This is a genomic window from Saccharopolyspora rhizosphaerae (assembly GCF_003931915.1).
Lineage (GTDB): Bacteria > Actinomycetota > Actinomycetes > Mycobacteriales > Pseudonocardiaceae > Saccharopolyspora > Saccharopolyspora rhizosphaerae.
On record NZ_RSAA01000001.1, the window covers coordinates 227,291 to 252,367 of the forward strand.

The following is a 25,077-nucleotide window of genomic DNA, read 5'->3' on the forward strand; positions in this document are numbered from 1 at the left end:
CCACCCCCTTCCCGCTAGAACCCGAAGATCCCGGTCGGCAACGGCACCGCCAGCACCACCGCGAAGATCACCTGCACCACCCCGGCCGCGGCCACCGAGAACCCGACCGCCGGCAACAGGCTGCGCCCTTCCAGCCAGGTGGAGATCACCAGCACCAGCGCCCCGAACGCGCACACCAGACCCACCACCGGCACCGCCGCCACGGTCACCGGCAGCAGCACGAACACCCGCCGCAGGATCCACGCGCGCTGCTGCGGAGTGCGCCCGAAGTCATCCACCCCCGCCTGCGACTCGCCCCCCGCCCGCGGCTCGTCCGAGGGCTCTGGTAGGCGTGTGCGCAGCTGCTGGTGCAGCAGCACCGCCGCCAGCACCGCCAGCAGGCCCCCGGTGGTCAGCGGCACGAAACCCGGCCCGATGCGGCCCTGCTCACCGAAGACCCCGTACACCGGGGCCGAGACCGCGAAACCCGCGCCCAGCAGCACCAGGCCGGCCATCAACCACACCTGCGCGCGATCGGTGCTCATCTGCTCACCACCTGCTCCACCTCGCCTTGCGCGTGGGCCAGGTAGGCCCCGAACTCGGGCCCGAACGCGGGCCGGGCCTGCAGGAACTCCGAGGCCACGTAGTCGCGGTAGGCCGGGGAGTCGACGAAGCGCCGCGCCGCCTCGACCCAGTACTGCTCGGCCTGCGGGTGCAGCCCGCCCGGTGCGATCACCCCGCGGAACTGCGCGAAGGCCACGTCCACCCCCTGCTCCAGGGAGGTGGGGATGTCGGCGAGTTCGGGGTAGGTGTAGCGCTGCTCGGCGAACACGCACAGCGCCTTGAGCTCCCCGGCGCGCAGCTGACCGATGACTTCGCTGGGGTTGAGCGAGGCCAGCTCGACCTGACCGCCCAGCACCGCGGCCATCGACTCGCCGCCGCCTTCGTAGGGCACGGTGTCCAGGTCGGCTCCGGTGGTGGCGCGGATCTGGGAGAACACCACCGCGTCCGGGCCCATCGCTCCCGAGATCGCCGCCAGCACACGCCGCGTGCGCGCTTGCGCGACCGCATCAGCGCAGCTGGTGATGGGGGAGTCGGGGCGGGCCACCAGCAGCGTGTAGTCATCGCCGAGCTTGACGACCGGGGTGAACGAGCGGTGCGAGAAGGCCACCTCCACCGAAGCCGGCAGCGACAACAGCGAGGTTTCGGTGGCCAGCAGGTAGTTCGGCGAACCGGCCTTGCCCAGCAGGTAGGAGTAGCCGACCGCGCCTTGGCCGCCTTCGCGGTTGTCGACGTTGACCGACAGTCCCGGGGTCACCGACACCAGCCCGTCGGCCACCGCGCGCCCGGCGATGTCACTGCCGCCGCCTGCGGCGAAGGGCACGACCATCGTCACCGGCCCGGCCGGCGCGCGCGCCCCGGCGGCGTCCTGCGAGGCCGGCGCGTCAGAACACCCGGCCAGCACCCCGGAGGCCACCAGCAGGGCCGTGATCACCGACAACGCGCGCATCGCTCCTCCTCGAGCTCACCGGTCGCGCCACTGCTCAGGGCTCGGCGACGACTCCTTCGCGCACCAGCCCTGCGATCTCGTCCTCGGCCAGCCCCAGCTCGGCCAGCACCTCACCGGTGTGCGCGCCCAGCACCGGCCCCGCGGCCACCCGCTGCGGCGGGGTGTCCGACAGCCGCATCGGCGAGCCGATCTGACGCACCGGGCCCAACTGCGGGTGCGGGGCGTCCCAGAAGAAGTCGCGTTCGGTGAGGTGCTCGTCGGTGAAGACCTCACCGGTCTCGGCGATCGGCGCGCACGGCACCCCCGCGGCCACCAGCGCCTCCACGACCGCCTCGGTGCCCCAGCCACTCGTGGTGCGCTCGATCGCGGCGATCAGCTCGTCGCGGTGGTGGTAGCGGTCGTAGGAGGAGCCGTAGCGCTCGTCGTCGAGCAGCTCCTCCAACCCCAGAGCCCGGCAGAACGCAGGCCAGGTCTTGGTGGTGGTGGCACCGACGGTCACCCACCCGTCCTTGCTGCGCACCGCCTGGTACGGAGCGCTGTTCTGATGCGCCGAACCGTGCTTGCGGCCGCTTTCGCCGGTGGCGAAGTAGGTTCCTGCCTCCCACACCGCCAGCGACGCGCCGGCTTCGAACAACGACACGTCGGCGAACTGCCCACTCCCGGTGCGCTGCCGCGCCTGCAACCCGGCCATCGCGCTCATCGCCGCGTACAACCCGCACACCAGGTCGCACACCGGCACGCCGACCTTGACCGGGGCGCCACCGGGCTCGCCGGTGATGCTCATCAGCCCGGCACGCGCCTGGGCCATGATGTCCAGGCCCGGCTGGGTGGCCAGCGGACCGTCCTGGCCCCAGCCCGACACCGCGACGTAGACCAGTCGCGGGTAGCGCTCGCGCACCACCTCGGGTGCGAACCCCAGCGAGCGCAGCGCACCTGGGCGCAGGTTCTCGATGAGCACATCAGCAGAGGCCAGCAGGTCGCCGAGCAGCTGCTTGCCGCGCTCGGTCTTGAGGTCCAGCGCCACCGAACGCTTGTTGCGGTTGAGTCGCACGAAGGGGGAGGAGTGGCCCTCCAGGAACGGGCCGGTCTGGCGCACCGGGTCACCGCCGGCGGGGTTTTCCACCTTCACCACGTCAGCGCCCAGGTCGGCCAGCTGCATCGCCGCGTACGGCGCTGCCATGAACGCGCCGATCTCGACCACACGCACACCAGCCAGCGGGGCTGACTCTGATCGGGTACTCAATCCACGCCTCCCACTCCACCGGGCGCTGCCGCGACTACCGTGATCGGCATCACCTGACTTTTGTCTACAGCAGTCAGATCATGGCTGACAAGCTCGACGCACCAGGTTGCTCCGGCCGAGGCAATAGGATCGCGCCGAGCACCGAAGGAGAAACGTGACCGGATCCCTGGACAACACCAGCAGCGCCCCGCACATCGTCGAGCCACCCAGCCTCGTCGAACTCGCCGCCACGACCCTGCGCCGCATGATCGTCGGCGGCGACCTGCTGTGCGGACAACGCATCGTGGAAAACCGGCTCACCGGCCAGCTCGGCATCTCCCGCCCACCCCTGCGCGAAGCCCTGCGCCTGCTGGAGAACGAAGGCCTCGTGCGCCAAGTCCCCCGCAAGGGCGTGATCGTCACCCCGCTGACGCTGCACGACATCTACGAGATCTGCACCCTGCGCGCCGAGTTCGAACGCATGGCCATCCGCCTGGGCGTGCCGGTCACCGACCCCGCCCGGCGCCAGCGCTGCCAGCAAGCCCTCAACGCCATGGCCACCGCCGCCCAGACCGGCGACCGCCCCGCCTACCTGGAACGCTCCTTCGAGTTCCACGTCTCCGTGGTCGGCCTGTCCGGCCTGGCCCGCCTCGAAGAGGCCTACCGCTCCCTGCAACTGCAGATGATGCTGTCGATGGCGCTCAACCGGCGCGCCCGCGAAGACCACGAGAGCCTCGACGGCGACGTGGCCCGCCACGCCCACCTGCTGGAGATCATCGACACCGGCGACCCCCACGCCGTCCTCGACGAACTCGCCACCCACGGCGACCGCAGCTTCCTCGACGGCATCGAGGACAAAGTGGACGGACACACCGACGTCGCGCTCACCTGGCTCGCCCAGCAGCGCACCACCGGAAAGGAACACCGTTGAACGACCCGCTGACCGTGACCGTCGACGACATCACCCCCCAGATCCACCCCGAGGCCTTCATCGCCCCCGGCACCAGCCTCATCGGCCGCGTCGACATCGCCGCACAGGCCAGCATCTGGTACGGCGCCGTGCTGCGCGGCGACCAGGAGGACATCACCATCGGAGCCTCCACCAACGTCCAGGACGGCACCGTCATCCACGCCGACCCCGGCTTCCCCGCCCACATCCACCCCGAGGTCACCGTCGGCCACCGCGCCGTCCTGCACGGCTGCACCGTCGAATCCGGCAGCCTCATCGGCATGGGCTCCGTCGTGCTCAACGGCGCCCGCATCGGCGCCGGATCACTCGTGGCCGCCGGCGCCGTGGTCCTCGAAGGCACCGAGGTCCCACCCGGCTCCCTGGTCGCCGGCACCCCCGGCAAGGTCCGCCGCGAACTCAGCGACGACGAACAAGCCGCCCTCAAGCTCTCCGTCGAGCAATACCTCAACCTCGCCGCCAAGCACCGCAACACCCTCGGCTGAGGCCAGCACGCCGGAGCGGCAGGCCGCGGTGGCGGGAGCAGCGGCGATCTCGCCGCGGATCCGTCGCCGCGGCCTGCCGCTCCGGCGAGAACGGGACGCTGCAGAAGGCGATCAGCACGCCGCCGGTTTCCGCGCTCGTCGAACACGAGGCCCTCCGCCGGCGAACCCACTGCTGATCGACCACCAGCGCTGCAACACGGACTCTGCCGAACGCCGCGCGATCAGCGCTTGCGGCCGGAGACGACCGTGGCATCCAGGTCCTCCCGCCGCGAGATCCGAGGCACGAGACCGGCCGCGCTCATCAACTCTGCGGTCCGCTCGGCCTGCTCCTGCGAGGTCTCCACCAGCAGCACACCCCCGGCCGCGAGCCAGTGCGGTGCCTCGGTGATCACCCGGGCTTGCACAGCCAGCCCGTCGAGGCCTCCGTCCAGAGCGGTGCGCGGTTCGTGATCGCGGGCCTCCGGCGGCATCAGCGCCACCGCGTCGCTGGGCACGTAGGGAGCGTTGGCGGTGACCACCCGGACCCGCCCGGCCCACCGGTCGGGCAGGGGAGTGAACAGATCACCCGTGCCCACCTGAGCACCGGGCAGGTTCAGCTGCGCGCACCGGGTGGCGCGCTCGTCGACGTCGAGCGCCCACACCCGCGCCTCCGGACGTTCGGCGCGCACCGCGGCGGCCACCGCCGCCGTCCCGCAGCAGACGTCCACCACCACATCACCGGCACCGACGTGCTCCACCGCGAGCTCCACGAGGTGCTCGGTGCGCCGGCGGGGCACGAAAACCCCTGGCAGCACCGCGATCCGCAGCCCGCGGAAGCACGCCCAACCCACCACCTGCTCCAGCGGCAACCCCGACTCGCGCGCCGCCAGCAACTCGCCCAACCGCTCGCAGTCCTCACCGGCCTCGGCGGTCAGCAGCTCGGCCTCGTCCTCGGCGAACACGCACCCCGCCGCCCGCAACCGGGCCACCACCGCATCCCGCGACATCACCAGCACAACCCCCCGAACTCGTCCCACACCGATCCTCGCACCCACCCGCTGAGCGAAAATGTCTGCCGTGACCCCGAGGGATCACGGCAGACGAGAAGTCACGTGTTCGGTTGTGCGCTCAGCCCCTCAGCCGCGCGGGTGGCGCGTCATGTGGGTCTGCGAGCGGGGGTGGCGCATTTGCGCGCGGGCACGTTCGAGTTCCCGCGTGAAACCGCCCAACCAGCGAACCATGCTTGCCATAGGGCGTCCTCCATACTGCTCTCAAGGGACTTCATGTGGAGTTGACGGTGTTCCCGCTCGTTGTCAACACCCGGATACGCGGACACCCGTTTCTCCGGTCGAGTACGTACCCGTCACCCGGCATGTCGTCGCAGGTCGTCCGCGTGTTTCAAGCGTGACATAACAGAATGGTCACAACAATGAGCGGACGGTCACACCCCTCCCAGCGACCCCCGGGGCCACGCCTCGTGACGATCAGCCCGGGTGCGCCCCCACGGTGTCCCGCAACTCACCGGCCACCGCCACGTCCGACTGACGCGCACAGTGAGCACAGCAGAAGAACCGCCCGCTGGCCTCCACACCGTGCCCCAGGATCCGGCACCCGCAGTGCTCGCACTGAGGCGCCAAACGCTGGGCCGCGCACTCGAACGAATCGAACGTGTGCACCCCGCCGCCCACGGTGCGCACCTCGAAACTCATCCAGTAGTCGTTACCGCAGACCTCGCAGGTCCCCATGACGAACCGCCTCCACAACGCGATGACGAGCCAACATCGCGAGCATGCGGCCTCACCCCACCCCCGGCAACCGCACACCACCAAGATCCACCCCTGGCGCGCCGCCGGGCCGAGCCAGCATGATCACACACCACACCACAGCACCGAAGCACCCGGAGCCGCACCATGCACGACGACCGCCGCATCGTCGAACAACGACTCGACCGCGTCCTGCACCAGCGCATCAAACCCGCCCAGCACCCCCAGACCCTGCCCATGGACGTCGCCGTCTGGCACACCCCCGGCGAACCCGTGCCCGTCACCGACGCACTAGCCGCCACCTACGAACCCAGCCACGTCGGCCAACCCTGGGGGCCAACCTGGGGCACCGCCTGGTTCCGCTTCACCGCCACCATCCCCGAATCCTGGGCCGGCCACACCGTCGAAGCGCTCATCAACCTCGGCTCCGTCGACGAACGCCCCGGCTTCCAGTGCGAAGGCCTCTGCTACACCCCCGAAGGCACCCCGCTCAAGGCCATCAACCCCCTCAACACCTACGTGACCCTGCCGGCCACCCCCGGCACCCACACGATCTACGTCGAAGCCGCCGCCAACCCCGACATCCTCGGCCCCCACGGCTTCCAACCCACCCACCTCGGCGACGCCCCCACACCCGACGGACCACCCCTCTACCGGCTCCGCCAAGCAGACATCGCCCTGCGCCACACCGACACCACCGCGCTGCACCACGACGCCGAAGTCCTCGACCAGCTCATGCGCGAGCTGCCCGAGAACTCACCCCGCCGCCACGAGATCCTCCGGGCCCTCGAACGCATGCTCGACACCCTCGACCTGCACGACATCCCCGGAACCGCCGCCCAAGCCCGCCAGCAACTCGCCCCGGCCCTGAAAACCCCAGCCCACCCCAGCGCCCACCACATCTCCGCCGTCGGCCACGCCCACATCGACTCCGCCTGGCTGTGGCCCATCCGCGAAACCATCCGCAAGATCGCCCGCACGCTGGCCAACGTCACCACGCTGCTCGACGAGCACGACTTCCACTTCGCCATGTCCCAGGCCCAACAACTCGCCTGGATGAAGACCCACCACCCCCAGATCTACGAACGCGTCCGCCACCACATCCACCGCGGCGGCATCGTCCCCGTCGGCGGCATGTGGGTCGAATCCGACACCAACATGCCCGGCGGCGAAGCCCTGGCCCGCCAGTTCATCCACGGCAAACGCTTCTACCTCGACGAGTTCGGCATCGAAACCCGCGAAGTCTGGCTACCCGACTCCTTCGGCTACAGCGCCGCACTCCCACAGCTCATCCAGCAGTCCGGCTCCACCTGGTTCCTCACCCAGAAGCTGTCCTGGAACCAGACCAACCGCTTCCCCCACCACACCTTCCACTGGGAAGGCATCGACGGGACCCGCATCTTCACCCACTTCCCACCCGCCGACACCTACAACGCCGAGATCACCGGCGCCGAACTCGCCCGAGCCCAGAACAACTTCAGCGAACACGGCTACGCACGCCACTCCCTGCTGCCCTTCGGCCACGGCGACGGCGGGGGAGGACCCACCCGGGAGATGCTCGAACGCGCCCATCGCACCCACGACCTCGAGGGCTCACCCCGCGTCCACCTGCACACCCCAGCCGAGTTCTTCACCGCCGCCCAAGACGACCACACCCAGCCCGCCGTCTACTCAGGCGAGCTCTACCTCGAACTCCACCGAGGCACCTACACCTCCCAAGCCCGCACCAAACAAGGCAACCGACGCAGCGAACACCTCCTGCGCGAAGCCGAACTCTGGGCCACCACCGCCGCCCTGCACACCGGAGCCGACTACCCCTACGACGAACTCGACGAGATCTGGAAACAAGTCCTGCTCCACCAGTTCCACGACATCCTGCCCGGATCCTCCATCGCCTGGGTCCACCGCGAAGCCGAAGCCGCCTACGCCGCCCTGGCCACCCGCCTCACCACCCTCATCGAACGCGCCCAGAAAACCCTGACCGGACCCGGCGAAGTCCCCATCACCTTCAACGCCGCACCCCACACCCATGAGGGCATCCCCGCCCTCGGCGCCGGAACCGCCACCACCGACCCACCCGCCACACCCCAACGCCACCCCGGCGGCACCACCACCCTCGACAACGGCCTCATCCGCGCCACCATCGACGCCCAAGGACTCCTGCACGCCGTCCACGACCACACCGCCGACCGCGAAGCACTCGCCGCCCCCGCCAACCTCCTGCAGATCCACCCCGACCACCCCAACCACTGGGACGCCTGGGACATCGACGGCTTCTACCGCCACAACACCCACGACCTCGTCGAACTCGACTCCCTCGACATCGACGAGCACACCGTCGTCATCCGCCGCAGCCACGGCGACTCCACCATCACCCAAACCCTGTCCGTACCGGCAGGGGAGAAGCGCGTCGACATCACCACCGACATCGACTGGCACGAATCCGAGAAACTCCTCAAAGCCAGCTTCCCCCTCGACGTCCACGCCGACCGCTCATCCTCCGAAACCCAGTTCGGCCACGTCACGCGCCCCACCCACACCAACACCTCCTGGGACGCCGCCCGCTTCGAGATCTGCGCCCACCGCTACATCCACGTCAGCGAACCCGGCTACGGACACGCCCTGGTCAACGACTCCACCTACGGCCACGACGTCACCCGCCACACCCGAGGCGACCAAGGCACCACCACGACCATCCGCCTGTCCCTGCTGCGCGCACCCCGCTTCCCCGACCCCGACACCGACCACGGCCACCACACCCTGCGCTACTCCCTCTGCGTCGGCGCCGACATCACCGAAGCCGCCCGCCAGGGCTACCGCATCAACCTGCCCACCCGAACCCACCACGGCAGCAACCCCGTCACGCCCCTGATCAGCCTCGACAACCCCCACGTCATCGTCGAAGCCGTCAAACTCGCCGACGACCGCAGCGGCGACGTCATCGTCCGCCTCTACGAAGCCCGCGGAGCCCAAGCCCGCACCTACCTCACCACCAGCTTCCCCGCGGGCACCATCACCCGCACCGACCTGCTCGAACGACCCACCCACGACCCCCAACCACCCGACACCCCCCTGAAACTCCGCCCCTTCGAGATCCGCACCCTGCGCATCACCCAAGCGTGAGAAGACCCCCCGGGGGGACCCCCGGGGGCTCGCACCAGCCCGGCAAAGCCGCTCACGACAGCAGACGCTGCCAACTCGCCCGATCCACCCGACCCGACACCGCCAGACCCCGCACCGCCTGGAAATCACGCACCGCCGCGACCACCCGATCACCGAACACACCGTCCACCGGCACGTAGTGCCCCCGCGAGGTCAACAACACCTGCGCCGCGCGCACCGCCTCCCCACCGGCACCCGCACCCAGCTCCGGCGTCACGCCCTCCCAGGCCACACCACCGAACAACCCCGACGGATCCACCCGCGACGCGAAGCACGAAGCCCCCGACGCGGCCTGCTCCACCGACACGCCCGAGGCCGCCCGCTGCGTGGACTCACCGAACACCCCGTCGACCGGCACCGAAGCGCCCCGCGCACCCAGCAGCATCTGCAGCGCCGTCACCTCCGGGCCCTGCACGCCCGGACGCAGCAACGGCCACGTCAACGGCTGCACCACCGGCAGACCCATCACCTTGGCCACCGACTCGCGCAGGTCCGGCAGCTTGCCGTAGAGCACATCACCCGGGCACTCGGTCGACATGTAATCCCGGTGCCCGTAGATCGCACTCGGGCTGATCCCGTACTGCGAGACCATGTACGAGCACAGCTCCACCAACGAGTCCCACAACGACCCCGGAACCGACGCCTCGGTGTAGGTGCCCTCGTTCTCGATGCCCAGCGCCACCGAGTTCTGCTCACCCGCGTGCGCACCCTTGACGTGCTGCGAACCGCCCTTGAGCGCCGAGAGGCTCTTGTGCCGGCCCTCCATCAGGTGCCCGCCGCGCGAGTTGGTGAAGTTCTGGCCCGTGTCGGACCAGCCGTTGGAATCCATGTGGTAGTTCTGGATCTGCCTAGCCAACTCGAACGCGTGCGACTGCGACGTGTCATCGCTGTCGGGCGTCGCCGTGTGGTGCACGATGATCTTGGTCGGCTTGGAGTCGAGCACCTCGATCTCCCCCGACGCGTCCCGCGCGTTCCAGTCCGACGTCGAAGCGATCGACGGCGCCGCGTGCGACCGCCCCGCCGCAGCACCCGCGGGCAACCCGGTGAACCCCACCGCCGAGACCGCCAGTCCACCGGCCAGAACCACACGTCGAGCCACTCGCACTTGCCGTTGCGCCATAACTTCCCACTCCCGAATCCGGTCACCGATCACGAAACAGGGCATGGGCCCTCGGAGATCGACACGCTACAAAGCCGATCACGCTCACGGGAATTCCTGGCGACAAGCCGCCACCAGTTCGCCAAGAAGTCACCAACCGATGATCCGGCGGCAACACCGTCATCACCCGGCGCCCGCCACGTCACTGCAGTGGACCGAGATCACCTGAAGCACACCCGGGGGAGAGCTCACGATGGACCGCTTCGTGACGTTCCTGCGCCGCCAGATCGACATCGACCTCGAACTGCACAGCCAGGCCAGGCACGACCAAGAAACCGGCACCGCCACCCACCGCTGCCTGGTCGGCCCACTGCGCGGCTTCCGCGAGTGCGAGCTCAAAACCCGCCTGCTCACCCAGCACCGGCGCTGCGGCACCGGAGAAGGCCCCTGCGACACCCTGGGAACCAGCTACCCGCCCGAAGACCAACGAGGGTGCCCCACCCTCGCCCTGCTCGCGCTGCCCTACGCCGACCGCCCCGGCTACGCCCAGCGCTGGCGACCCTGACCGGCGCACCAGCAGGGAAGCGGGGTAAGCACCGGGAAAGGACACCCGGTCACGGTGAGGAGATGAGAGAAGTCCGCCTCGCGGCCCACCCGCAGGACACCGCCGCACTCGAACACTTCGACGTCGTCGAAACCACCACACCCGAACCCCAGGACGGGCAGATCCTCGTCCGCAACCTCTGGATGTCGGTGGACCCCTGCATGCGCGCTCAGATGAACAGGGGCGTGGCGAACCTGCCGGGCTTCCAGGTCGGCGAGCCCCTCCACCGCGGCGCGATCGGGGCAGTCATCGACTCCCGCACCGACGACCAGGAGAAGGGCGACGTGGTCCTGCACCGCAAAGGATGGCGCACCCACGCCGTCCTGGACGCACACCACGCCACGAAGGTCGACGCCCACGCAGTGCCCCCGCAGGCCTACCTCGGAGTCCTCGGCACCACGGGTTTCACCGCCTACCTCGGCCTGGCCCGCGAGACCGGCGTCCCCCCCGGCGAAACCGTCTTCCTCTCCGGCGCTGCCGGAGCCGTCGGATCCACCGCCGGCCAACTCGCACGGCACCTGGGCGCCGGACGCGTCATCGGCAGCACGGGAGATCCCGACAAGGCGCGCTGGCTCACCGACGAACTCGGCTTCGACGCCGCCATCAACTACCGCGAGGGCCCGGTCAGCGAGCAACTCGCCGAAGCCGCCCCGGAGGGCATCGACCTCTTCTTCGACAACGTCGGCGGAGAACACCTCGAAGCGGCCCTCGGCGCGATGAACTACCGCGGCCGCATCGCCCTGTGCGGCCAGATCTCCACCTACGACACCGGCGAGCCGCCCACGGGCCCGCGGAACCTGGTGGAAGCCTCCCTCAGGTGCATCAGCATCCACGGCTTTCAGATCACCAGCAGCGAACAGCGTGCTCTGGTCCCCGAGTTCATCGCCGAGGTCGCACCCATGGTCGCCTCCGGCGCCCTCAAGCACCGCGAAACCGTCTACGACGGACTCCACCAGGCACCCGAAGCTCTGCTGGGCCTGTTCACCGGCAAGAACACGGGCAAGATGCTCGTGCGCCTCTGAAACGACATGGGGGAACGGCAGTTCGAGCCGCTGCGACCAGCCCCGGGTCCTGCACCTCAGCGAGGGGGAGAGGAGGGGTGCAACTGAGGGCTTGGCAGGAGGGCAGTGGGGGCAGGTGTGCGGAGGGCGGGAACGGGGTGCTGCAACCGAGAGCGCGTGGAAAAGCTTCATCCCGCACCACTTCTCGGAGTTGGATCATGATAGTACGTGGATAATCTACGTTATCCATCAATCGGAGTGATGGCGGGGCGGTGGCGAGCGGCCGGCTCCTGGGGGATCGTGGCCCTGCCGACCGCGCGGCCACCTGCTTGTCGACCGGCGTTGTGAGCGCAGTGCAACCGCTGCGTCGTACATCGCGCGCACGTCCAGACGCTGCCGGACTTAGCCAGCCTTCGAGCACAGTGCCGGCTCGAGTTGATCAACCGGCCCCGGAATGCCCTGCACGGCGCACCGTTTCGAGGTCCAGTCAGACCAACCCCATTACGTCACAGTGACGCAAATAGGGGTCGTGAGGGGCTTGGGCTTGCAGGGGGATGACAAGGCCATGCAGCCGCCTCAGGTCTGCGGCTGAGCTCGCGGAGTGAAGACGTGAGGTCCCGGCGCCTCCGAAGCGCGAGCCGCTCCACGGAAGTCGGCGGGATCCTTCACCAGGCTGCACAGGACCCGGCCACCGCCTGGCCCGGCCACGACTGCCGCACGTCGCATCCGTGCAGCGTCACAAGCCAAGTCGCACGGGACGTCTCCTCGCAGCGGCCCGTCGAGGCCGAAAACCTCCCGCGGCAACCACTCTCGGCTCGACCGCGCACGATGGCGTAAAGCCGATAATGCACATTATGTTAAGTGGGATGTTCGCGGGCCTCGGGAGGCGCTTCCCCGGGTGGTGCTCCGCTCTTGCTCGACCGGGCCGCCAATGGGCTTCCCACTCCAAGGGCGGCGGGCCCGCAGTTGCGCGGACCTCCAGCAGAGAGCCGGTCAGCGCGTGTCGTTCGTGGCCGTGCAGGATGACCGCGCAGCAGCACGCTGGCGGTCAGCACGACGATCATGGTGATCAAAGCCGTTCGCGCCCCTTCGTTGCGTGGGACGCAGTTCGTCGCTGCCGGTGCACGAGTCGACTTCGCCCCGGCAGCATGGTCCTTCAAGATCGGTGGAAACTGGTGGGCTCTGGCTCGTTGCGCGAACCACGCTTCCGCGGCGGGCGGCTTCGGCCGCTTGGTGCGGAGCCCCGCGGTCGGGCGAGCCCCCACTCCCCTCGCCTGGGATCTCCCGCCACACGAGAACTCGGCCAGCGCACCACTGGAGAGCACCTCGGTGAGGCCGCACCAGCGGTGACAGCCGGGTGCCCAACGTCCGCCTCTCCGTTCGAAGCGCGGTCTACGGGCCGAGCTGCACCAGCGACGTCCCCTGGTCTTGTTGAGTGCCCGAGGGCGGGTCCAAAGCCCCTAGTGGACAGCTGACCTGCGCTTATTCTCGGCGTCAAGGACGACTCGAGACTGGGGGAACACGTGCGGGTCGGCTCCAGGTCTCCGCGGCAGCGAACCGTTGGTGCCGCCTGCGGTGTCCTGATCGTGGGGGTTCTCATCGTTGCGGCTTCCGGCAGCTGCGTCGGCGGAGGCGATGATTCCGCGCCTCCCACACCGCCGATCTCGTCACCCCATGCCGCCGGTTCCGGCGGTGCCCACCCCCCAGCGCCGGTGGCCGCCGCCAAGGTCTGTTCGTACAGCGCGGCCACGGTCTACGACGGTGTGAGCTGCGTTCCCGGCGGCGAGCGGGTGGCTGTCTCGCGTGCCGTGGACGGCGACACCCTGGAGCTGTCCGATGGCCGCCGAGTCCGGCTGCTTGGCGTCGACACCCCCGAGCAGGGTGAGTGCGGGTTCGACGAGGCCACCGAGAACGCGAGCCGGCGCGCCGTCGGCAAGGAGGTCTGGCTGTTCCGCGAGCCGGAGGTCACCACTGATCAGCACGGTCGCGAGTTGGCCTACGTCGACGTGGCTCGGACCGGCAGTGCCAGCGATCTCGGCTGGGTTCAGGCGGTGGCCGGCCACGCCGAGTCCTCCTCGGACAGCGACGCCAACGCCGCCTACGAGGAGCGCATCCGCTCGGTCGTGTCGACTGCGACGGGGCCGTGCGAACAGCCGGCCTCGACGCCGCAGCAGAACTACTACGCCCCTGTTCCGGGTGACGGCGATGGCGACGAGGACTCCTCCTGCCGCCGCACGTGGTCGTGTTAGGCCGTGCCTGCAGTGCGAACCCAACGTGGTCGGGCCTTCGATCCGCGGTGATCTTCTTCGGCGAGCCCGCACGCCTGCCGGTGGTGCTGGGGTCGTCAGAGCTTCGTGCCCTCGGTCTTGGCTTTTCTGCAGTCCTCGCAGTCGGCGCCGCCGTTGAACCACGGGCGCTTGTACGAGCCGGACTTGAGCGTCTTGCCGCACAGCGTCGTCGCGCGGCCGTCCCAGAAGGAGACCGTGCCCTGGTGCGTGCACTCGTCGGGGATGATCTCGGGCATGATCTCGTCCCTCCTACCCCGCCGGTGTGCTGCCTGCCGGTCGATCGCGAATGGGGTACGCGATCGACCAAGCTAGACACGCAGGGTGATCAACAGGGCAGGCGGCTCCACGAATGCGGCGTGCGGCACCTGCGACGCGGTGAACGGTCGGTGGGATGAGGACCCGCCCCACGTCTCTCGGCGACGGAGCCGAGCACGGGCTTGCCCGTGTGCTGGACTCGTGCACGGACACGTCGCGCATGCGTGACCAGGAGGACGGACAGCCGGTTTCGAAGCGAGCTTCGCAGTCGCGGGAGGTGTGTCTCGGGAGCCGGGGCCTCCACTCCGGTGCAGTGGCAGCCCCGAGTCCAGGTGCGCTCAGCGCGTGAGCTTCCGATCAGCGTGTGCTGAGGCAGTCGGCGCAGTTCGCGTCAGTGAGCCACCAGGCGCGGCTCTCCTTGTACGTGCCCTTGGGGAGCGACTTGCCGCACGCGGTCGTGAACCGGCTGTCCCACGACGACTGCTTCCCCTTGTGCATGACGCCTTCGTGGGCGGCCTCGATCTTGAAGTGGAACATGGCACCCTCGCTTCCGGTATCCACTGGTGGACCAGTAAGCGCGAGGTTAGCTACGCCGTGTGATGTTGGATAGGCAACTGAACGGTAATGCGCTGATTGCTTGGTGCATTGCGGTGAGCGGGCGAGGCCCGATTCGAGCCTTTGGTCACTGGAGGTGACCGCCGACCAACGGTCACTCCTCTCCAGCCCTGTGGGCCATGTCGAGGGCGGCGAGGTGGCTGAAGACCATGCAGGCGCCGATCGGGTTCCCGCCGCCGGGGTAGGTGGTTCCCGACACCGCTGCCATCGAGTTGCCCGCGGCGTAGAGGCCGGGGATGACCTCCCCGTGGGTGTCGAGCACGCGGGCGTGGGCGTCGGTGCGCAGGCCTCCCTTGGTGCCCAGGTCCGAGACGCCGAAGGCTGCGGCGTGGAAGGGGCCTTTCTCGATGGGGACCAGGGGTGAGGCGCCGCCGGTGAACGCGCGGTCGAAGGGCTCGTCCCCGCGGCCGAAGTCCTCGTCGGTTCCGTTCGTCGCGAAGGTGTTGAAGCGGGCGACGGTTCGCGTGAGCTCGTCAGCGGGGACGCCGATCGTGGTGGCCAGTTCGTCGAGGGTGTCGGCGGTGTGCCACAGGCCTGCGGCGACGTAGTCGTGGGTGTCGCCGAGCGGGACGCTGGTGGACTGCACGGGTGGCCGCTCCCCTGCCCTGTCGTCGTAGATCATCCAGAAGGGCAGGCTCATCCGGCCGTCGGCGAGGCGTGCGAGGACTTCTCGGCCGATGCGGTCGTAGGCGGCGGATTCGTTGACGAAGCGCCGGCCGTGGTCGTCGACGAAGATGCCGCCGGTGAACCACAGGGAGAAGGTGGAAGTGCCGTCGGGGTGGGTGATGCCGGGTGACCACCAGGCTTCGGACATGAGGTCGGTGTCGGCTCCGGCGGCGATGCCGGCGAGGGTGGCGAGGCCCTGGTTGCTGGGTGGTCCCATGGCGTCGCGGGTGGAGCCGGGCACGCTGTGCTCGGTGCGCATCTGCTCGTTGCGCTCGAAGCCGCCGGCGGCGATGAGCACGCCGCGTCGGGCGTGGACGTGGCGGCGGGTGCCGTGGTGGGTGATCACGGCGCCGGTGACGGTGCCGTGGGTGTGCAGGAGCTCGTCGCAGACGGCGTTGCGGCGCAGGTCGGTGTGGGGTTGTTCGGACAGGGCGAGCAGCAGGCGTGCGAGGAGGGCTTGTCCGCCGAACAGGCCGTCCGGGAGGGGTTCGCCGGCGCGTTCGGTTCCCAGTGGTGGGCGCAGGGCTTCGCGCAGCGCTCCGAGCTTCTCGGCTTTCACGGGTTTGGCCATGATGTGGCGGCCGGTGGTGCTGGCTGCGGGTGCTGAGCCGAAGTAGTCGGGCCAGGGGAAGGCCATGAACTTGAAGGCGGGGTCGGCTTCGAGGTAGTCGATCAGGGGTGCGCCGCCTTCGAGGAAGGCGTCTTGGAGTTCGGTGGGTGTGCGGTCGCCGACGACGGCGCGGAAGTAGGTGCGGGCGTCTTCGAGGGTGTCGGTGTCGCCTGCGCGTTGCAGGGCGGCGTTGCAGGGGAACCACATGCCGCCGCCGGAGTAGGCGGTGGTGCCGCCGAAGTGGTCGGAGGCTTCGGCCACGATGACCGAGAGTCCTTCGCGGGCGGCGGTGTAGGCGCCGGTGAGTGCGCCGCCGCCGGATCCGATGACGAGCACGTCGCATTCGTCGTCCGGGGTGTTCACCATGCCCATGAGTAGAACATGTTCCAGTTCGTGTGGCGAGGTGTTCTTCGGGGTGTCCTCGGGGGTGGTGTCGGGTCCTTCCCGGAGTCGCGGGCGTGCGGTGGTTTCTTAGGTTGGGGCCATGACCTCGCAAGATGTGCGGCTGTCGTGGCCGTTGATCGCGTCGCTCGGTGGGTTGGCCCTGGTGCGTCCGGTGTTGAGCATGACCGGTGCGTTGGACGTGCTGGGCAGGCCGTGGTCGCCGTTGGCGGCGACGGCGGCGATCTCGCTCGTCTGGCTCGCCGTGGTGGTGTGGCGGCGTGAGCCCCGGCCGGTGTTGACCTTGACCTGCGCGGGTGTGGTGTACGGGGCGCTGGCGGTGCTGCTCAGCGCGGTGCTGTCCCCCGTGCTGCACGGTGAGCTGATGGGACCCTTGGCCGCGCCGGCCGGTGTCGGTGTCGTGGTGGTGCTGGTGACCAACGCCGCCTGGGGTGCCGTGGTGGGGTTGGTGGCCTGGGCGGTGCTCTCCCAGCGCGCCCGGGTCGGTCAGTAGGCCACCGACAGGTGTGCTCGGTGGTGCACGGGGGTGTCGATCTCGTCGACGATGGCCAGGGCGAAGTCGGGACCGGAGATGTGCGACTCCCCGTGCTCGTCGGTGAGCGCCACTTCCCCACCGAGCCGGTAGGTGCCGTGGGCGTTGTGGGCGCCCTCGGCCCAGCTGCCGTAGCCGGCCGCGGGGCTGACGAACAGCCAGTCGAGGTCGCCGGGTGTGCCGACCAGGAGCTGGCGGACCTGCTCCATCTCGCGGGCTTCGTCGGCGAAGGAGGCGGGCAGCTCCGGGTCTTCGACGAAGCGGGGCTGGTCGACGTCGGGTCGCAGTGAGCTGAACCCGCCGATGACGAGGAAGCGGGCTCCTGCGGTGCGGGCGTGTTCGGCGAGGTGGCCGTAGATGCGCACGAGCTGCCCGGCCATGTCCCCGCGGGGGGCCAGGGCGGCGATGAGCACGTCGCTGCCGCGGGTGAGTTCGGAAGCGCGGTCCTCGACCGATCCGGTCAGGTACTGCACGCCTTCGAGCGGTTCGCGGGGGTGCGAGCGGCTCAGCGAGGTGACCTGGTGCCCTCGGCTGGTGGCGTGGCGGACGATGTTGCTGCCGGTGAACCCGGTGCCGCCGATGATGGCGATCGTGGACATGCGCTGCTCCTCGTGGCGGGACGGCTTCGGCCCCGTCCTACCACGAGGAGCCTCGGGGCGCGGTGTTCAGCTCCCGGCGGGGTCTTCGAAGCCGACTTCGGGGTGGTGGGCCGAAGGGCCGCGCAGCAGGGGTTGCGGGATGCCGCGCCGGTGCTCGTCGAGGAAGGCGGCCACGTACTCGCGGCTGATCGTGGCGGTGCGGTGCCCGTCGAGGGGTTCGTCGGGCAGTCCGACGCCGAACTGCTCGGAGAGGATCGAGAAGTCGGTGAACGAGGAGTGGCTGGTGCCCGAGATGGTCAGCCAGCGCCGCCAGTCGGTGAGGTGGGACCAGGTGCGTCCCAGGACTCGTCGGTGCCACCGGGCTGGTGCGGGGGTGCGCCGACGAGCAGGAAGGGTGTGTCGAGGTCGCGGTCGAGCGCGGGGAAGGAGGTGCCGTCGAGGTTGATCCCGGCGTGCGTGCGCGGGTCGGCGAGCAGGGTGTGCGCGGCGCTGGCGCCGCCGATCGAGTGGCCGACCACGGCGATGCGCTCGGGCTGCAGCGGTGTGGTGCGGGGGCAGTTCGTCGAGCAGGAACCTGATGTCGGCGACGCGGCCGCGCACCACCTTCTGCCCGTCGAAGGGGTCGCAGGCCAGGCACGGGGTGAGGTGGCCGTCGGGGAACTCGGTGGCGAAGGACTCGTGGTTGTGGCTGAGCAGGGCCACGGCGTAGCCGCGGCTGGCGAGGTCTTCGCCGAGACCGGTCAGTGCGGCGCGGGGGTGGGAGAAGCCGGGCGAGAGCACCACGAGCGGCAGCCGGGGCGCCAGGAGTGGCGCGCCGGTGTGGGCGTGGGTGCCGACGGTGCTGAGGATGTCGTCGGGGACCTCGGGCACGCCTTCCAGGTGGGCGAGGACTTCGCGTGATTCGGCCGGGGTGAGGTACTGGGCGGGTTCTCCGGTGGGCTGTGCTGTGGGGTACCAGAGGGTGATCATGAGTTCGCGTGGTTGCTCGGGTGCCCACGGGTCTGGTCGGTCGTGGTCGACCAGGTGCTGCTGCCGGTGTCCGATGGGCAGCGGACCGGTGGGTTGGGGCAGTTCGAGGGTCGGTGTCGTGGGCGCGGCGGTCGCGGTGGTGGCGAACATCGCCAAGCCGGTTCCGAGTGCCAGTGCGGTGAGCCAGGTTCGTCGCATGCGGTGAGTCTGGCGGGGTGCGCGGGTGGCGGTTTCGAGGCGAACCCTGGTGCGGCCCGGTAGGTTCGCCAGCCCGCTGCCCTGTCGTTGCCCGCAGCGGGGATCAGGGTGGGGCCGAGGAGGGGTGTGCGGTGTCGCTGGAGCGGGCGGCTCGGGCTCGGGTGTCGGGGGCGCGGCCGGGTGAGGTGCCGGTGGTGGATGCGGAGTCGGCGCTGTACGTGGCGGTGTGGGCGTGGAGCAGCGGTGATCTGCTCACCGCGCACCGCGCTGCGGTGCGGGCGCACCGGTCGGGTGGGGGTGAGTTCGCGCGGTTGCTGGTGGCGTTGACCGACCGCGAGGACGCTCGGGATGTCTACGACTCCCCTGCGGCCTTCCGAGCGTTCATCCGCGGTGGCGGGAACGTCGGCTTGTACGAGGCGGTTTCACAGGCCTTGCGGGAGGTCTACCGGCGGGATCGGCCTGCCTCGGTGCTCGACCTCGGGGTGGGTGATGGGCTGGCGCTGGTGCCGGCGTTGGCCGAGCACCGGCCGCGGGTGGGTGTGGTGGAGCCCAGTGCGGCGCTGCTGTCCGAGGCGGAAGCGGGACTGGCCGAGCTCGGGGTCGACCACCGGGCCTGGCAGGTCTCGGCGCAGGAGTTCGTGCGCACCCACCGGCAGCAGTGAGAGGTGGTGCAGTCCAGGTTCGCGCTGCAGTCGTTGACCGACGACGACAAGCGCGAGGTCCTGGGCTGGGTCTGCGGGCACGCGCGGCGTTTCGTGCTGGTGGAGTTCGACGTGCCGCCGGTGGCCGATGTGTGGGACCCGTATTGGTTCCACGACTGCGCGGCGCGTCTCGAGCGGGGGTTGCGGGAGTACGGGCAGGAGCGCGACCTGGTGGGGCTGGGCTTCATCCTGCCGGTGGTGCTGGGCCGGTTCTCCACCACCCCGCCGGTCAACCACGAGCTGGCGATCTCGCGGTGGCGGCAGTTGTGCGTGCAGGCGGGTTTTCGTGAGGTGCGCGCTGTTCGGGTGGTCGATCACTGGTGGCGCCCGGCCTACCTGGTGCGGGCGTGGGGTCAGGGGTGTGGAACGGGTTCGGGGCGTGGTGCGTCGGAGCGGTGAGTGCACCGGTTCGAGAGGAGTGGTCGTGGTGGACGACGCTTGGCCCGAGATGGTGGAGGGCTGGGAGTTGGCCCGCTCGCACGGGCGGGAGACCTACCGCAAGCGGTTGGCCAACAACGTCACGGTGTTCGCGATCTGGGAGTCGGCTGCGGGCCTGGGCCGGGTCAAGGCGCGGGTGGGCTCTGCCGGTTTGGGGCGGGAGTTGACCTGCAGCCGCACCGATTTCCGGGACCGGGAGTCGTTCTGGACCGCGGCGTGGTGCGTGGTGGAGATGGCGGCGAACCTGCCGTTGTTCGACGGCGAGAGCGCAAGCCCCGCGGGCTCGGTGGTGCACGAGCGGGTCGCCGGCTCGGTGGAGGTGGCCGAGGACGGCCTGACCTTCACGTTGGTCAGCGGCCGGACGGTGACGGTGGTGCTCTCCGGTGAGCAGGTCGTCGGGTTGGCGCGGGAGTTGCAGCTGGCCTCCCGGGTGCGGGCCTGAGCGGCCTCACCGGGTGGTCAGGGGCAGCGCGTCGAGGTCGAGCGGGCCGAAGACGACGGTGAACAGCCGTGCGGCGCGCTCGGTCATGGCTTGCGGGGTTTCGCCGGGGTGCTCGGTCCACCAGGTGACCAGGGCGTCGAAGACGTTGACCCACGCTGCGGTCAGCGCTGAGGCGTCCAGCGGGTCGTGGTTGTCGGCCTTGCGGAGCATGTCGGCCACGCCTTGGGCGCCGACGGTGTGCATGCGCTGCTGGTAGTGGACGTGCGTGTCGGCGATCTCCGGGGTGGCGGGCCGGGTGGGGTCGTGCAGCAGCCGCCACATCCAGGTCTGGCCGTGCAGGGTGGTGAAGATGCGGTCGAGGCTGAGGACAGCTTGTTCGGGGCCGACGTAGCCGAGCTGGTCGGTGCGTTCGATGACGCCGGCGACGGTCTCGCCGGCGTGGGTCAGGCACGCCGAGTACAGGCCTTCTTTGGAGCCGAAGTAGTTGTAGATGAGGGGTTTGGAGATGCCTGCGTCGGCGGCGATGCCGGCCAGTGAGGTGCCGGCGTAGCCGTGTTCGGCGAAGGCGCGTCCGGCGATGTCGAGGATCTGGCGTTCGCGGTGTGCGCGGGCGACGCCCTTGGTTCCTGCTTTGGCCACTGCTGGAGTCTACCGCTTCGATTGACCCGCTGGTAACTTACCCGACGGTCAATTCGGCGGCGGGAGGACTCCCATGACGGAACTGCTGGACCCGATGAAGAACCCCGTGACCTACGCGGTGCCGTTCTTCGTGCTGAGCATCGCGGTGGAGCTGGCCGCGCTGAAGTGGCTCGACCACGACGACAACACCACCGGCTACGCCTTCAAGGACGCCCGCACGAGCCTGACCATGGGACTGGGCTCGCTGTTGTTCCTGACCGTGTTCAAGGTGGGCACGTTCTTCATCTACAACGCCATCTACACCCACCTGGCCCCCTGGCAGCTGCCGACCGGCACCTGGTGGTTCTGGGTCGTGCTCATGCTGGGCCTGGACCTGGCCTACTACCTCAACCACCGGTTCGTGCACCGGGTCAACATCGGCTGGGCCGCCCACCAGGCGCACCACTCCAGCGAGTACATGAACTTCGGCACCGCCTTGCGGCAGAAGTGGAACCCCTGGTTCGAGTTCTTCTTCTGGCTGCCGCTGCCTTTCCTGGGCTTCGCGCCCTGGGCGCTCTACGTCGCCTTCTCCTTCAACCTGATCTACCAGTTCTTCGTGCACACCGAGACCATCGACAAGCTCCCGCGGCCTGTCGAGTTCGTGTTCAACACCCCCTCGCACCACCGCGTGCACCACGGCTCCGACCCCGAATACCTCGACAAGAACTACGCCGGGATCCTCATCATCTGGGACCGCGTGTTCGGCACCTTCCAGCCCGAACTGCACCGCCCCACCTACGGGCTCACCCACCCCGTGGAGACCTACAACGTGATCACGCTGCAGTACGGCGAGTTCGGCCGCATCCTGCGCAACGTCCGCGAGGCCACCCGCTGGCGCGACAAGCTCGGCTACCTCTTCGGCCCGCCCGGCTGGGCCCCCACCGCGGACTGAAGCCCTCCCCTGCCCGTCCCGGCTGTCACATCCGAACCCGCGTGTGCGTCGAGCAGGTGAAGGCGATGAGAGTAGCCATGATGTTCGCAGCACACGTGGTCGTGGTGGTGACCGCGGCGCTCAACGCGCTCAGCGCAGGGATGGACCTGGCCGGCTCGCGCTTCGTGCTGGCCAACGCCGAGGCCAACGGCGTGCCGCTGCGGTGGGTGCCGGTGCTGGGTGGCCTCAAAGGCGCTGCGGCGCTGGGACTGCTGGCCGGACTGGCGGGCCTGACCTGGTTGTGGGTGGCGGCCGCGGCGGGGCTGCTGGTCTTCTTCGCCGGTGCGGTGGTGGTGCACGCGCGGGCGGGCACCTGGAGCACCGCGCCGGCACCGGCGTGCTTCCTCGCCCTGGCCGCCACCTCGTTGTGGCTCGCCCTGGCCGGATGAGGCCTACAGCGGTTGGCCGGTTTCCAGCAGCGTTTTGAGGCTGGAGAGCAGCTCCGGCCAGCCCTGGCTGATCATCGAGCGCACCGTGGAGCCGGGGGTGAAACCGGTGTGGGTCACGGTGAGCACGACCGTACCGGCATCGGTGGGTTCGAGGTCGAAGGTGACGGTGGTGCGGGGTTCGGCAGCCAGCCGGGCCCGCAGGTCCTCCTCGATGCCGACGCCCTCGGCCCAGTCGGGGGTGAAGGTGTGCCAGGTGTCGGCCAGGCGGCGCGGCGGGTCGGACTCGACCACGACCTGCTCCGGGTCGCTGATGGTCGTCTCCTTCTCCTGCCAGGTGACCGGTGAGCCGGGATTCCAGTCGCTGTGCAGGCTCACGCCCCAGTAGCGGCGGGTGAACTCCGGGTCGGTGAGGGCCTGCCACAGCTGCTCGGGCGTGGTGCGGATGTGGGTCTGGTAGACGAAGTCGGTGTCGGACATCGGGTTTTCCAGCGTGGTGGCGAGTTCGTGCAGCGCGTGGGCGTGGCGCTGGTGGTAGCGGCTGATCCAGCGGTCGGTGATCGCGGCGATCGGCGCGGAGTTGAGGTGGTGGAGCTTCTCCCTGCCGCGGCGGGTGGTGGTGATCAGCCCGGCGGCTTCCAGGACCGCGAGGTGCTTGCTCACCGATTGGCGGGCCATGTCCAGTTCGCCGCACAGGTCGCGCAGCGTCTGGCCGTTGGTGCGCTGCAGGCTGTCGAGCAGGCGACGCCGGCTCGGGTCGGCCAAGGCGCGGAAGACCTCGTCCACCCCCGCCCTCCTCGATCAATAGCAGTGTCATGCAGCCGTTCGGCTGCATGACACTGCAGGCAGCCGAACGGCTGCATGTCAAGTGCGCGAAAGGGCCCCGGGGCCAACCCGGGGCCTTTCCTGCTGGGGCTCAGCCGGGGATCATTCGACGGCCATCTCGCCGAGCAGAGACCAGTCGTCCTGCTCCAGCGAGGTGTTGATGACCTTCGGGGTCTCGGCCAGGTGCTGCGGCAGGGTCTGCTGGGCGTGCTTGAAGTGCTCGCTGTTGACGTGGGCCGCACCGGCTTCCCCGTCGCGGAAGGCTTCCACCAGCACGTACTCGTTGGGGTCCTCCAGGCTGCGCGACCAGTCGAACCACAGGCAGCCCGGCTCGTTGCGGGTGGCGTTGGTGAACCCGGCGGAGATCTGCGGCCACTGGTCGGCGTACTCCGGCTTGACCCGGAACTTCGCGGTGATGAAGATCATTCGCTCTCCTGATGGCGCTGCGGCGCGATGTCGGACGATGACCATCCTATGTGGCCGATCGCTCCCGGCCAGACGGGTCCGTCTCAGCCCAGCCGGGCGCTGTAGTGCGCGCGCAACCGCTCGGTGCGCTCAGCGGGCCACGGGCAGCGGATCTCGCCGTGCAAGGCGGCGAACACCAGCTCCAAGTGGGTGTGCCAGGCCGCCAGCAGCACGGCGCGCTCGTCGGGGTCGGTGGTGGTGTGGGTGAGCACCAGGCGGGTGCCGATCGGGTGCTGCTCGCGCATCGCGAAGCGCACCTCGCCGCCGGTCCACCCGTAGGCCAGCGTGCGCGGTGCCTCGGCAGCGGTGACCGTGCCGGCCTCGCCGTAGCCGTGGGTGGCCGGCAGGGGCGGCTCGCCGCCGACGGCGGGCTCCTCGCCCCCGGTGAGCAGCTCCCACACCTGCTGCGGGGGCTGCACCAGGTCGCGTTCGAAGCGGATCGTCCACCCCCGGTCCTCGTCGATGACCTCGCCCTCGCCGAGGCCGAAGGTCTCGATGAGCTCTTCGGCGCGGGAGAACCACAGCGCCATGTCGAACTCGCTGGTGGTGCCGGAAAGCCCGGCCTCGAGAGCGTCGAGGCAGATCAGCCAGCCGGCGCCGTGGCGGGCCGCCGAGGGGCGGTCGCTGTCGGGGCCGGAGAGTGTGTGGCTGAACACCAGCAGGCAACCCTGCTCGTGGGCCAGCAGTTCGCAGCGGATGACGTCGGTGTTCCAGCGGAAGGCGAAGACCTTGGGCTCGTCGGCCTCCAGGACCTCCCCGGTCTCGGGTTGCTCGGCCCCTTCGAAGTGGAAGCGCATCGGGGCGCCCGGGGTGGGCGCGTCGAACTCCACGCGCGCCGGGAACCAGGCCGAGAGCTCGTCGGGTGTGGTGATCGCCTTCCACACCGCGGCCGGCGGGTGTGTCAGCACGCGGTGCAGGCGCAGCACCGGGTGACCGTTGATCATCGACAGTTCGGGTTCCATGGCTCATCCCTGGAATCGAGGTGCTGCTGCAGGGCGTCGAGGCGCTGCTCCCACATCTGCCGGTAGGGCCGCAGCCACGAATCGATCTCGGCCAGCGGTTCCGGGCGCAGCCGGTACCAGCGGCGCTGGGCGTCCTGACGGACCTCCACCAGCCCGGCCTGGCGCAGCACCTTGAGGTGCTTGGAGACGGTGGGCTGGCTCAGCGGCAGCTGCTCGACCAGCTCGCCCACCACGCGCTCGCCGGTGCGCAGCAGGTCGAGGATCTCGCGGCGGCGCGGCTCGGCCAGCACCTCGAACGCGGTTTCCACACCAGGAATATAGCCAGTGGGCAATGTTGTGTCGAG

28 protein-coding genes are annotated in these 25,077 nt (G+C 69.7%); 12 read left to right on the forward strand and 16 right to left on the reverse strand.

Annotated elements, in window-relative coordinates:
* Nucleotides 1-14 precede the first annotated feature (14 nt).
* From EIL87_RS01050 to EIL87_RS01060, 3 genes are read right to left on the reverse strand one after another with little or no spacing between them, the layout of a single operon-like run.
* Nucleotides 15-524, reverse strand: coding sequence for a tripartite tricarboxylate transporter TctB family protein (locus tag EIL87_RS01050; protein ID WP_125088216.1), 510 nt, complete (start codon nt 522-524; stop codon nt 15-17).
* Nucleotides 521-1,489, reverse strand: a complete 969-nt coding sequence (locus EIL87_RS01055) for a tripartite tricarboxylate transporter substrate binding protein (RefSeq protein WP_125088217.1) — start codon at nt 1,487-1,489, stop codon at nt 521-523. Before EIL87_RS01055 ends, EIL87_RS01050 begins: the two co-directional genes overlap by 4 nt.
* Nucleotides 1,490-1,523: 34 nt before the next feature.
* Entirely contained in the window at nt 1,524-2,696 is a 1,173-nt protein-coding gene (locus EIL87_RS01060; protein ID WP_233575924.1) for a CaiB/BaiF CoA transferase family protein, read from the reverse strand.
* A gap of 190 nt (nt 2,697-2,886) precedes the next feature.
* Here EIL87_RS01060 and EIL87_RS01065 point away from each other — a divergent pair, with 190 nt between their 5' ends.
* Together EIL87_RS01065 and EIL87_RS01070 are read left to right on the forward strand one after the other, a co-directional pair.
* Nucleotides 2,887-3,642: a GntR family transcriptional regulator gene (locus EIL87_RS01065; protein WP_233575925.1), complete on the forward strand. Its 756-nt coding sequence runs from the start codon at nt 2,887-2,889 to the stop codon at nt 3,640-3,642.
* On the forward strand, nt 3,639-4,163 hold the full coding sequence (locus EIL87_RS01070) for a gamma carbonic anhydrase family protein (RefSeq protein WP_125088219.1): 525 nt from the start codon (nt 3,639-3,641) through the stop codon (nt 4,161-4,163). The genes EIL87_RS01065 and EIL87_RS01070 overlap by 4 nt, the downstream gene beginning before the upstream one ends.
* Before the next feature lie 221 nt (nt 4,164-4,384).
* Here the strand turns inward: EIL87_RS01070 and EIL87_RS01075 are convergent, their stop codons facing one another.
* Complete coding sequence (locus tag EIL87_RS01075; protein WP_407690505.1) at nt 4,385-5,179, reverse strand: putative protein N(5)-glutamine methyltransferase; 795 nt, start codon at nt 5,177-5,179, stop codon at nt 4,385-4,387.
* 447 nt (nt 5,180-5,626) lie between these two features.
* Nucleotides 5,627-5,887, reverse strand: a complete 261-nt coding sequence (locus EIL87_RS27210; RefSeq protein WP_125088220.1) for a Prokaryotic metallothionein — start codon at nt 5,885-5,887, stop codon at nt 5,627-5,629.
* A 165-nt stretch (nt 5,888-6,052) separates the two neighbouring features.
* On the opposite strand from EIL87_RS27210, the gene EIL87_RS01085 reads away from it, so the two are divergent.
* Entirely contained in the window at nt 6,053-9,028 is a 2,976-nt protein-coding gene (locus tag EIL87_RS01085; RefSeq protein WP_125088221.1) for an alpha-mannosidase, read from the forward strand.
* 52 nt (nt 9,029-9,080) lie between these two features.
* Here the strand turns inward: EIL87_RS01085 and EIL87_RS01090 are convergent, their stop codons facing one another.
* A complete protein-coding gene (locus EIL87_RS01090; protein ID WP_125088222.1) occupies nt 9,081-10,187 on the reverse strand; it encodes a peptidoglycan recognition protein family protein in 1,107 nt (368 codons plus the stop codon).
* A 232-nt stretch (nt 10,188-10,419) separates the two neighbouring features.
* On the opposite strand from EIL87_RS01090, the gene EIL87_RS01095 reads away from it, so the two are divergent.
* The 3 genes from EIL87_RS01095 (at nt 10,420) to EIL87_RS01105 (ending at nt 14,020) form a co-directional block, all read left to right on the forward strand.
* The gene (locus EIL87_RS01095) at nt 10,420-10,731 is read left to right on the forward strand and encodes a DUF6221 family protein (RefSeq protein ID WP_125088223.1); all 312 of its coding nucleotides are present in this window, start codon (nt 10,420-10,422) and stop codon (nt 10,729-10,731) included.
* 62 nt (nt 10,732-10,793) lie between these two features.
* The gene (locus EIL87_RS01100; protein WP_125088224.1) at nt 10,794-11,792 is read left to right on the forward strand and encodes an NADP-dependent oxidoreductase; all 999 of its coding nucleotides are present in this window, start codon (nt 10,794-10,796) and stop codon (nt 11,790-11,792) included.
* Nucleotides 11,793-13,483: 1,691 nt separating this feature from the next.
* Nucleotides 13,484-14,020, forward strand: coding sequence for a thermonuclease family protein (locus EIL87_RS01105; RefSeq protein ID WP_158628558.1), 537 nt, complete (start codon nt 13,484-13,486; stop codon nt 14,018-14,020).
* Nucleotides 14,021-14,115: 95 nt separating this feature from the next.
* Here the strand turns inward: EIL87_RS01105 and EIL87_RS01110 are convergent, their stop codons facing one another.
* The 3 genes from EIL87_RS01110 to EIL87_RS01120 all read right to left on the reverse strand — a co-directional run bounded on the left by EIL87_RS01110 (nt 14,116) and on the right by EIL87_RS01120 (nt 16,577).
* Nucleotides 14,116-14,295 carry a hypothetical protein gene (locus EIL87_RS01110; protein WP_125088226.1) on the reverse strand — a complete coding sequence of 60 codons (180 nt, stop codon included), beginning with the start codon at nt 14,293-14,295 and terminating at the stop codon, nt 14,116-14,118.
* A gap of 376 nt (nt 14,296-14,671) precedes the next feature.
* The gene (locus EIL87_RS01115) at nt 14,672-14,851 is read right to left on the reverse strand and encodes a hypothetical protein (RefSeq protein ID WP_125088227.1); all 180 of its coding nucleotides are present in this window, start codon (nt 14,849-14,851) and stop codon (nt 14,672-14,674) included.
* 172 nt (nt 14,852-15,023) lie between these two features.
* A complete protein-coding gene (locus EIL87_RS01120; RefSeq protein ID WP_199740129.1) occupies nt 15,024-16,577 on the reverse strand; it encodes an FAD-binding protein in 1,554 nt (517 codons plus the stop codon).
* Nucleotides 16,578-16,689: 112 nt separating this feature from the next.
* Between EIL87_RS01120 and EIL87_RS01125 the strand changes: the two genes are divergently transcribed.
* On the forward strand, nt 16,690-17,100 hold the full coding sequence (locus EIL87_RS01125; RefSeq protein WP_125088229.1) for a hypothetical protein: 411 nt from the start codon (nt 16,690-16,692) through the stop codon (nt 17,098-17,100).
* Here the strand turns inward: EIL87_RS01125 and EIL87_RS01130 are convergent.
* Together EIL87_RS01130 and EIL87_RS28005 are read right to left on the reverse strand one after the other, a co-directional pair.
* A complete protein-coding gene (locus EIL87_RS01130; protein ID WP_125088230.1) occupies nt 17,094-17,738 on the reverse strand; it encodes an NAD(P)-dependent oxidoreductase in 645 nt (214 codons plus the stop codon). The two genes, EIL87_RS01125 and EIL87_RS01130, sit on opposite strands and share 7 nt — an antisense overlap.
* Before the next feature lie 66 nt (nt 17,739-17,804).
* A complete protein-coding gene (locus EIL87_RS28005) occupies nt 17,805-18,905 on the reverse strand; it encodes an alpha/beta hydrolase (RefSeq protein ID WP_199740131.1) in 1,101 nt (366 codons plus the stop codon).
* 194 nt (nt 18,906-19,099) lie between these two features.
* On the opposite strand from EIL87_RS28005, the gene EIL87_RS01140 reads away from it, so the two are divergent.
* The 3 genes from EIL87_RS01140 to EIL87_RS01150 are packed head-to-tail and all read left to right on the forward strand — an operon-like array spanning nt 19,100 to nt 20,486.
* On the forward strand, nt 19,100-19,567 hold the full coding sequence (locus EIL87_RS01140) for a hypothetical protein (protein WP_125088231.1): 468 nt from the start codon (nt 19,100-19,102) through the stop codon (nt 19,565-19,567).
* Between the two features lie 3 nt (nt 19,568-19,570).
* The gene (locus EIL87_RS01145; protein WP_125088232.1) at nt 19,571-20,005 is read left to right on the forward strand and encodes a hypothetical protein; all 435 of its coding nucleotides are present in this window, start codon (nt 19,571-19,573) and stop codon (nt 20,003-20,005) included.
* Between the two features lie 25 nt (nt 20,006-20,030).
* Nucleotides 20,031-20,486 carry a hypothetical protein gene (locus EIL87_RS01150; protein WP_125088233.1) on the forward strand — a complete coding sequence of 152 codons (456 nt, stop codon included), beginning with the start codon at nt 20,031-20,033 and terminating at the stop codon, nt 20,484-20,486.
* A 6-nt stretch (nt 20,487-20,492) separates the two neighbouring features.
* On the opposite strand, the gene EIL87_RS01155 is transcribed toward EIL87_RS01150, so the two are convergent.
* Nucleotides 20,493-21,125, reverse strand: a complete 633-nt coding sequence (locus EIL87_RS01155) for a TetR/AcrR family transcriptional regulator (RefSeq protein WP_125088234.1) — start codon at nt 21,123-21,125, stop codon at nt 20,493-20,495.
* Nucleotides 21,126-21,198: 73 nt separating this feature from the next.
* Between EIL87_RS01155 and EIL87_RS01160 the strand changes: the two genes are divergently transcribed.
* Complete coding sequence (locus EIL87_RS01160; RefSeq protein WP_125088235.1) at nt 21,199-22,056, forward strand: sterol desaturase family protein; 858 nt, start codon at nt 21,199-21,201, stop codon at nt 22,054-22,056.
* 77 nt (nt 22,057-22,133) lie between these two features.
* Nucleotides 22,134-22,484, forward strand: coding sequence for a DoxX family protein (locus EIL87_RS01165; protein ID WP_233575926.1), 351 nt, complete (start codon nt 22,134-22,136; stop codon nt 22,482-22,484).
* 3 nt (nt 22,485-22,487) lie between these two features.
* On the opposite strand, the gene EIL87_RS01170 is transcribed toward EIL87_RS01165, so the two are convergent.
* The 4 genes from EIL87_RS01170 to EIL87_RS01185 form a co-directional block, all read right to left on the reverse strand.
* Complete coding sequence (locus tag EIL87_RS01170) at nt 22,488-23,267, reverse strand: ArsR/SmtB family transcription factor (RefSeq protein WP_125088236.1); 780 nt, start codon at nt 23,265-23,267, stop codon at nt 22,488-22,490.
* A 141-nt stretch (nt 23,268-23,408) separates the two neighbouring features.
* Nucleotides 23,409-23,732 carry a putative quinol monooxygenase gene (locus tag EIL87_RS01175; protein ID WP_125088237.1) on the reverse strand — a complete coding sequence of 108 codons (324 nt, stop codon included), beginning with the start codon at nt 23,730-23,732 and terminating at the stop codon, nt 23,409-23,411.
* Nucleotides 23,733-23,815: 83 nt separating this feature from the next.
* Nucleotides 23,816-24,733 (reverse strand): SRPBCC domain-containing protein, encoded by a 918-nt coding sequence (locus tag EIL87_RS01180; protein ID WP_125088238.1) that lies wholly within the window; start codon nt 24,731-24,733, stop codon nt 23,816-23,818.
* Nucleotides 24,712-25,041, reverse strand: coding sequence for an ArsR/SmtB family transcription factor (locus EIL87_RS01185; protein WP_125088239.1), 330 nt, complete (start codon nt 25,039-25,041; stop codon nt 24,712-24,714). Before EIL87_RS01185 ends, EIL87_RS01180 begins: the two co-directional genes overlap by 22 nt.
* Between the last annotated feature and the right edge of the window lie 36 nt (nt 25,042-25,077).

Excerpts from the sequence above, each read along its gene's own strand:
- EIL87_RS01050 (WP_125088216.1), bottom strand. The coding sequence starts at position 524 with ATGAGCACCGATCGCGCGCAGGTGTGGTTGATGGCCGGCCTGGTGCTG.
- EIL87_RS01055 (WP_125088217.1), bottom strand. The coding sequence starts at position 1,489 with ATGCGCGCGTTGTCGGTGATCACGGCCCTGCTGGTGGCCTCCGGGGTG.
- EIL87_RS27210 (WP_125088220.1), bottom strand. The coding sequence starts at position 5,887 with ATGGGGACCTGCGAGGTCTGCGGTAACGACTACTGGATGAGTTTCGAG.
- EIL87_RS01085 (WP_125088221.1), top strand. The coding sequence starts at position 6,053 with ATGCACGACGACCGCCGCATCGTCGAACAACGACTCGACCGCGTCCTG.
- EIL87_RS01090 (WP_125088222.1), bottom strand. The coding sequence starts at position 10,187 with ATGGCGCAACGGCAAGTGCGAGTGGCTCGACGTGTGGTTCTGGCCGGT.
- EIL87_RS01095 (WP_125088223.1), top strand. The coding sequence starts at position 10,420 with ATGGACCGCTTCGTGACGTTCCTGCGCCGCCAGATCGACATCGACCTC.
- EIL87_RS01100 (WP_125088224.1), top strand. The coding sequence starts at position 10,794 with ATGAGAGAAGTCCGCCTCGCGGCCCACCCGCAGGACACCGCCGCACTC.
- EIL87_RS01110 (WP_125088226.1), bottom strand. The coding sequence starts at position 14,295 with ATGCCCGAGATCATCCCCGACGAGTGCACGCACCAGGGCACGGTCTCC.
- EIL87_RS01115 (WP_125088227.1), bottom strand. The coding sequence starts at position 14,851 with ATGTTCCACTTCAAGATCGAGGCCGCCCACGAAGGCGTCATGCACAAG.
- EIL87_RS01120 (WP_199740129.1), bottom strand. The coding sequence starts at position 16,577 with ATGGGCATGGTGAACACCCCGGACGACGAATGCGACGTGCTCGTCATC.
- EIL87_RS01125 (WP_125088229.1), top strand. The coding sequence starts at position 16,690 with ATGACCTCGCAAGATGTGCGGCTGTCGTGGCCGTTGATCGCGTCGCTC.
- EIL87_RS01130 (WP_125088230.1), bottom strand. The coding sequence starts at position 17,738 with ATGTCCACGATCGCCATCATCGGCGGCACCGGGTTCACCGGCAGCAAC.
- EIL87_RS28005 (WP_199740131.1), bottom strand. The coding sequence starts at position 18,905 with ATGCGACGAACCTGGCTCACCGCACTGGCACTCGGAACCGGCTTGGCG.
- EIL87_RS01160 (WP_125088235.1), top strand. The coding sequence starts at position 21,199 with ATGACGGAACTGCTGGACCCGATGAAGAACCCCGTGACCTACGCGGTG.
- EIL87_RS01165 (WP_233575926.1), top strand. The coding sequence starts at position 22,134 with ATGATGTTCGCAGCACACGTGGTCGTGGTGGTGACCGCGGCGCTCAAC.
- EIL87_RS01175 (WP_125088237.1), bottom strand. The coding sequence starts at position 23,732 with ATGATCTTCATCACCGCGAAGTTCCGGGTCAAGCCGGAGTACGCCGAC.
- EIL87_RS01180 (WP_125088238.1), bottom strand. The coding sequence starts at position 24,733 with ATGGAACCCGAACTGTCGATGATCAACGGTCACCCGGTGCTGCGCCTG.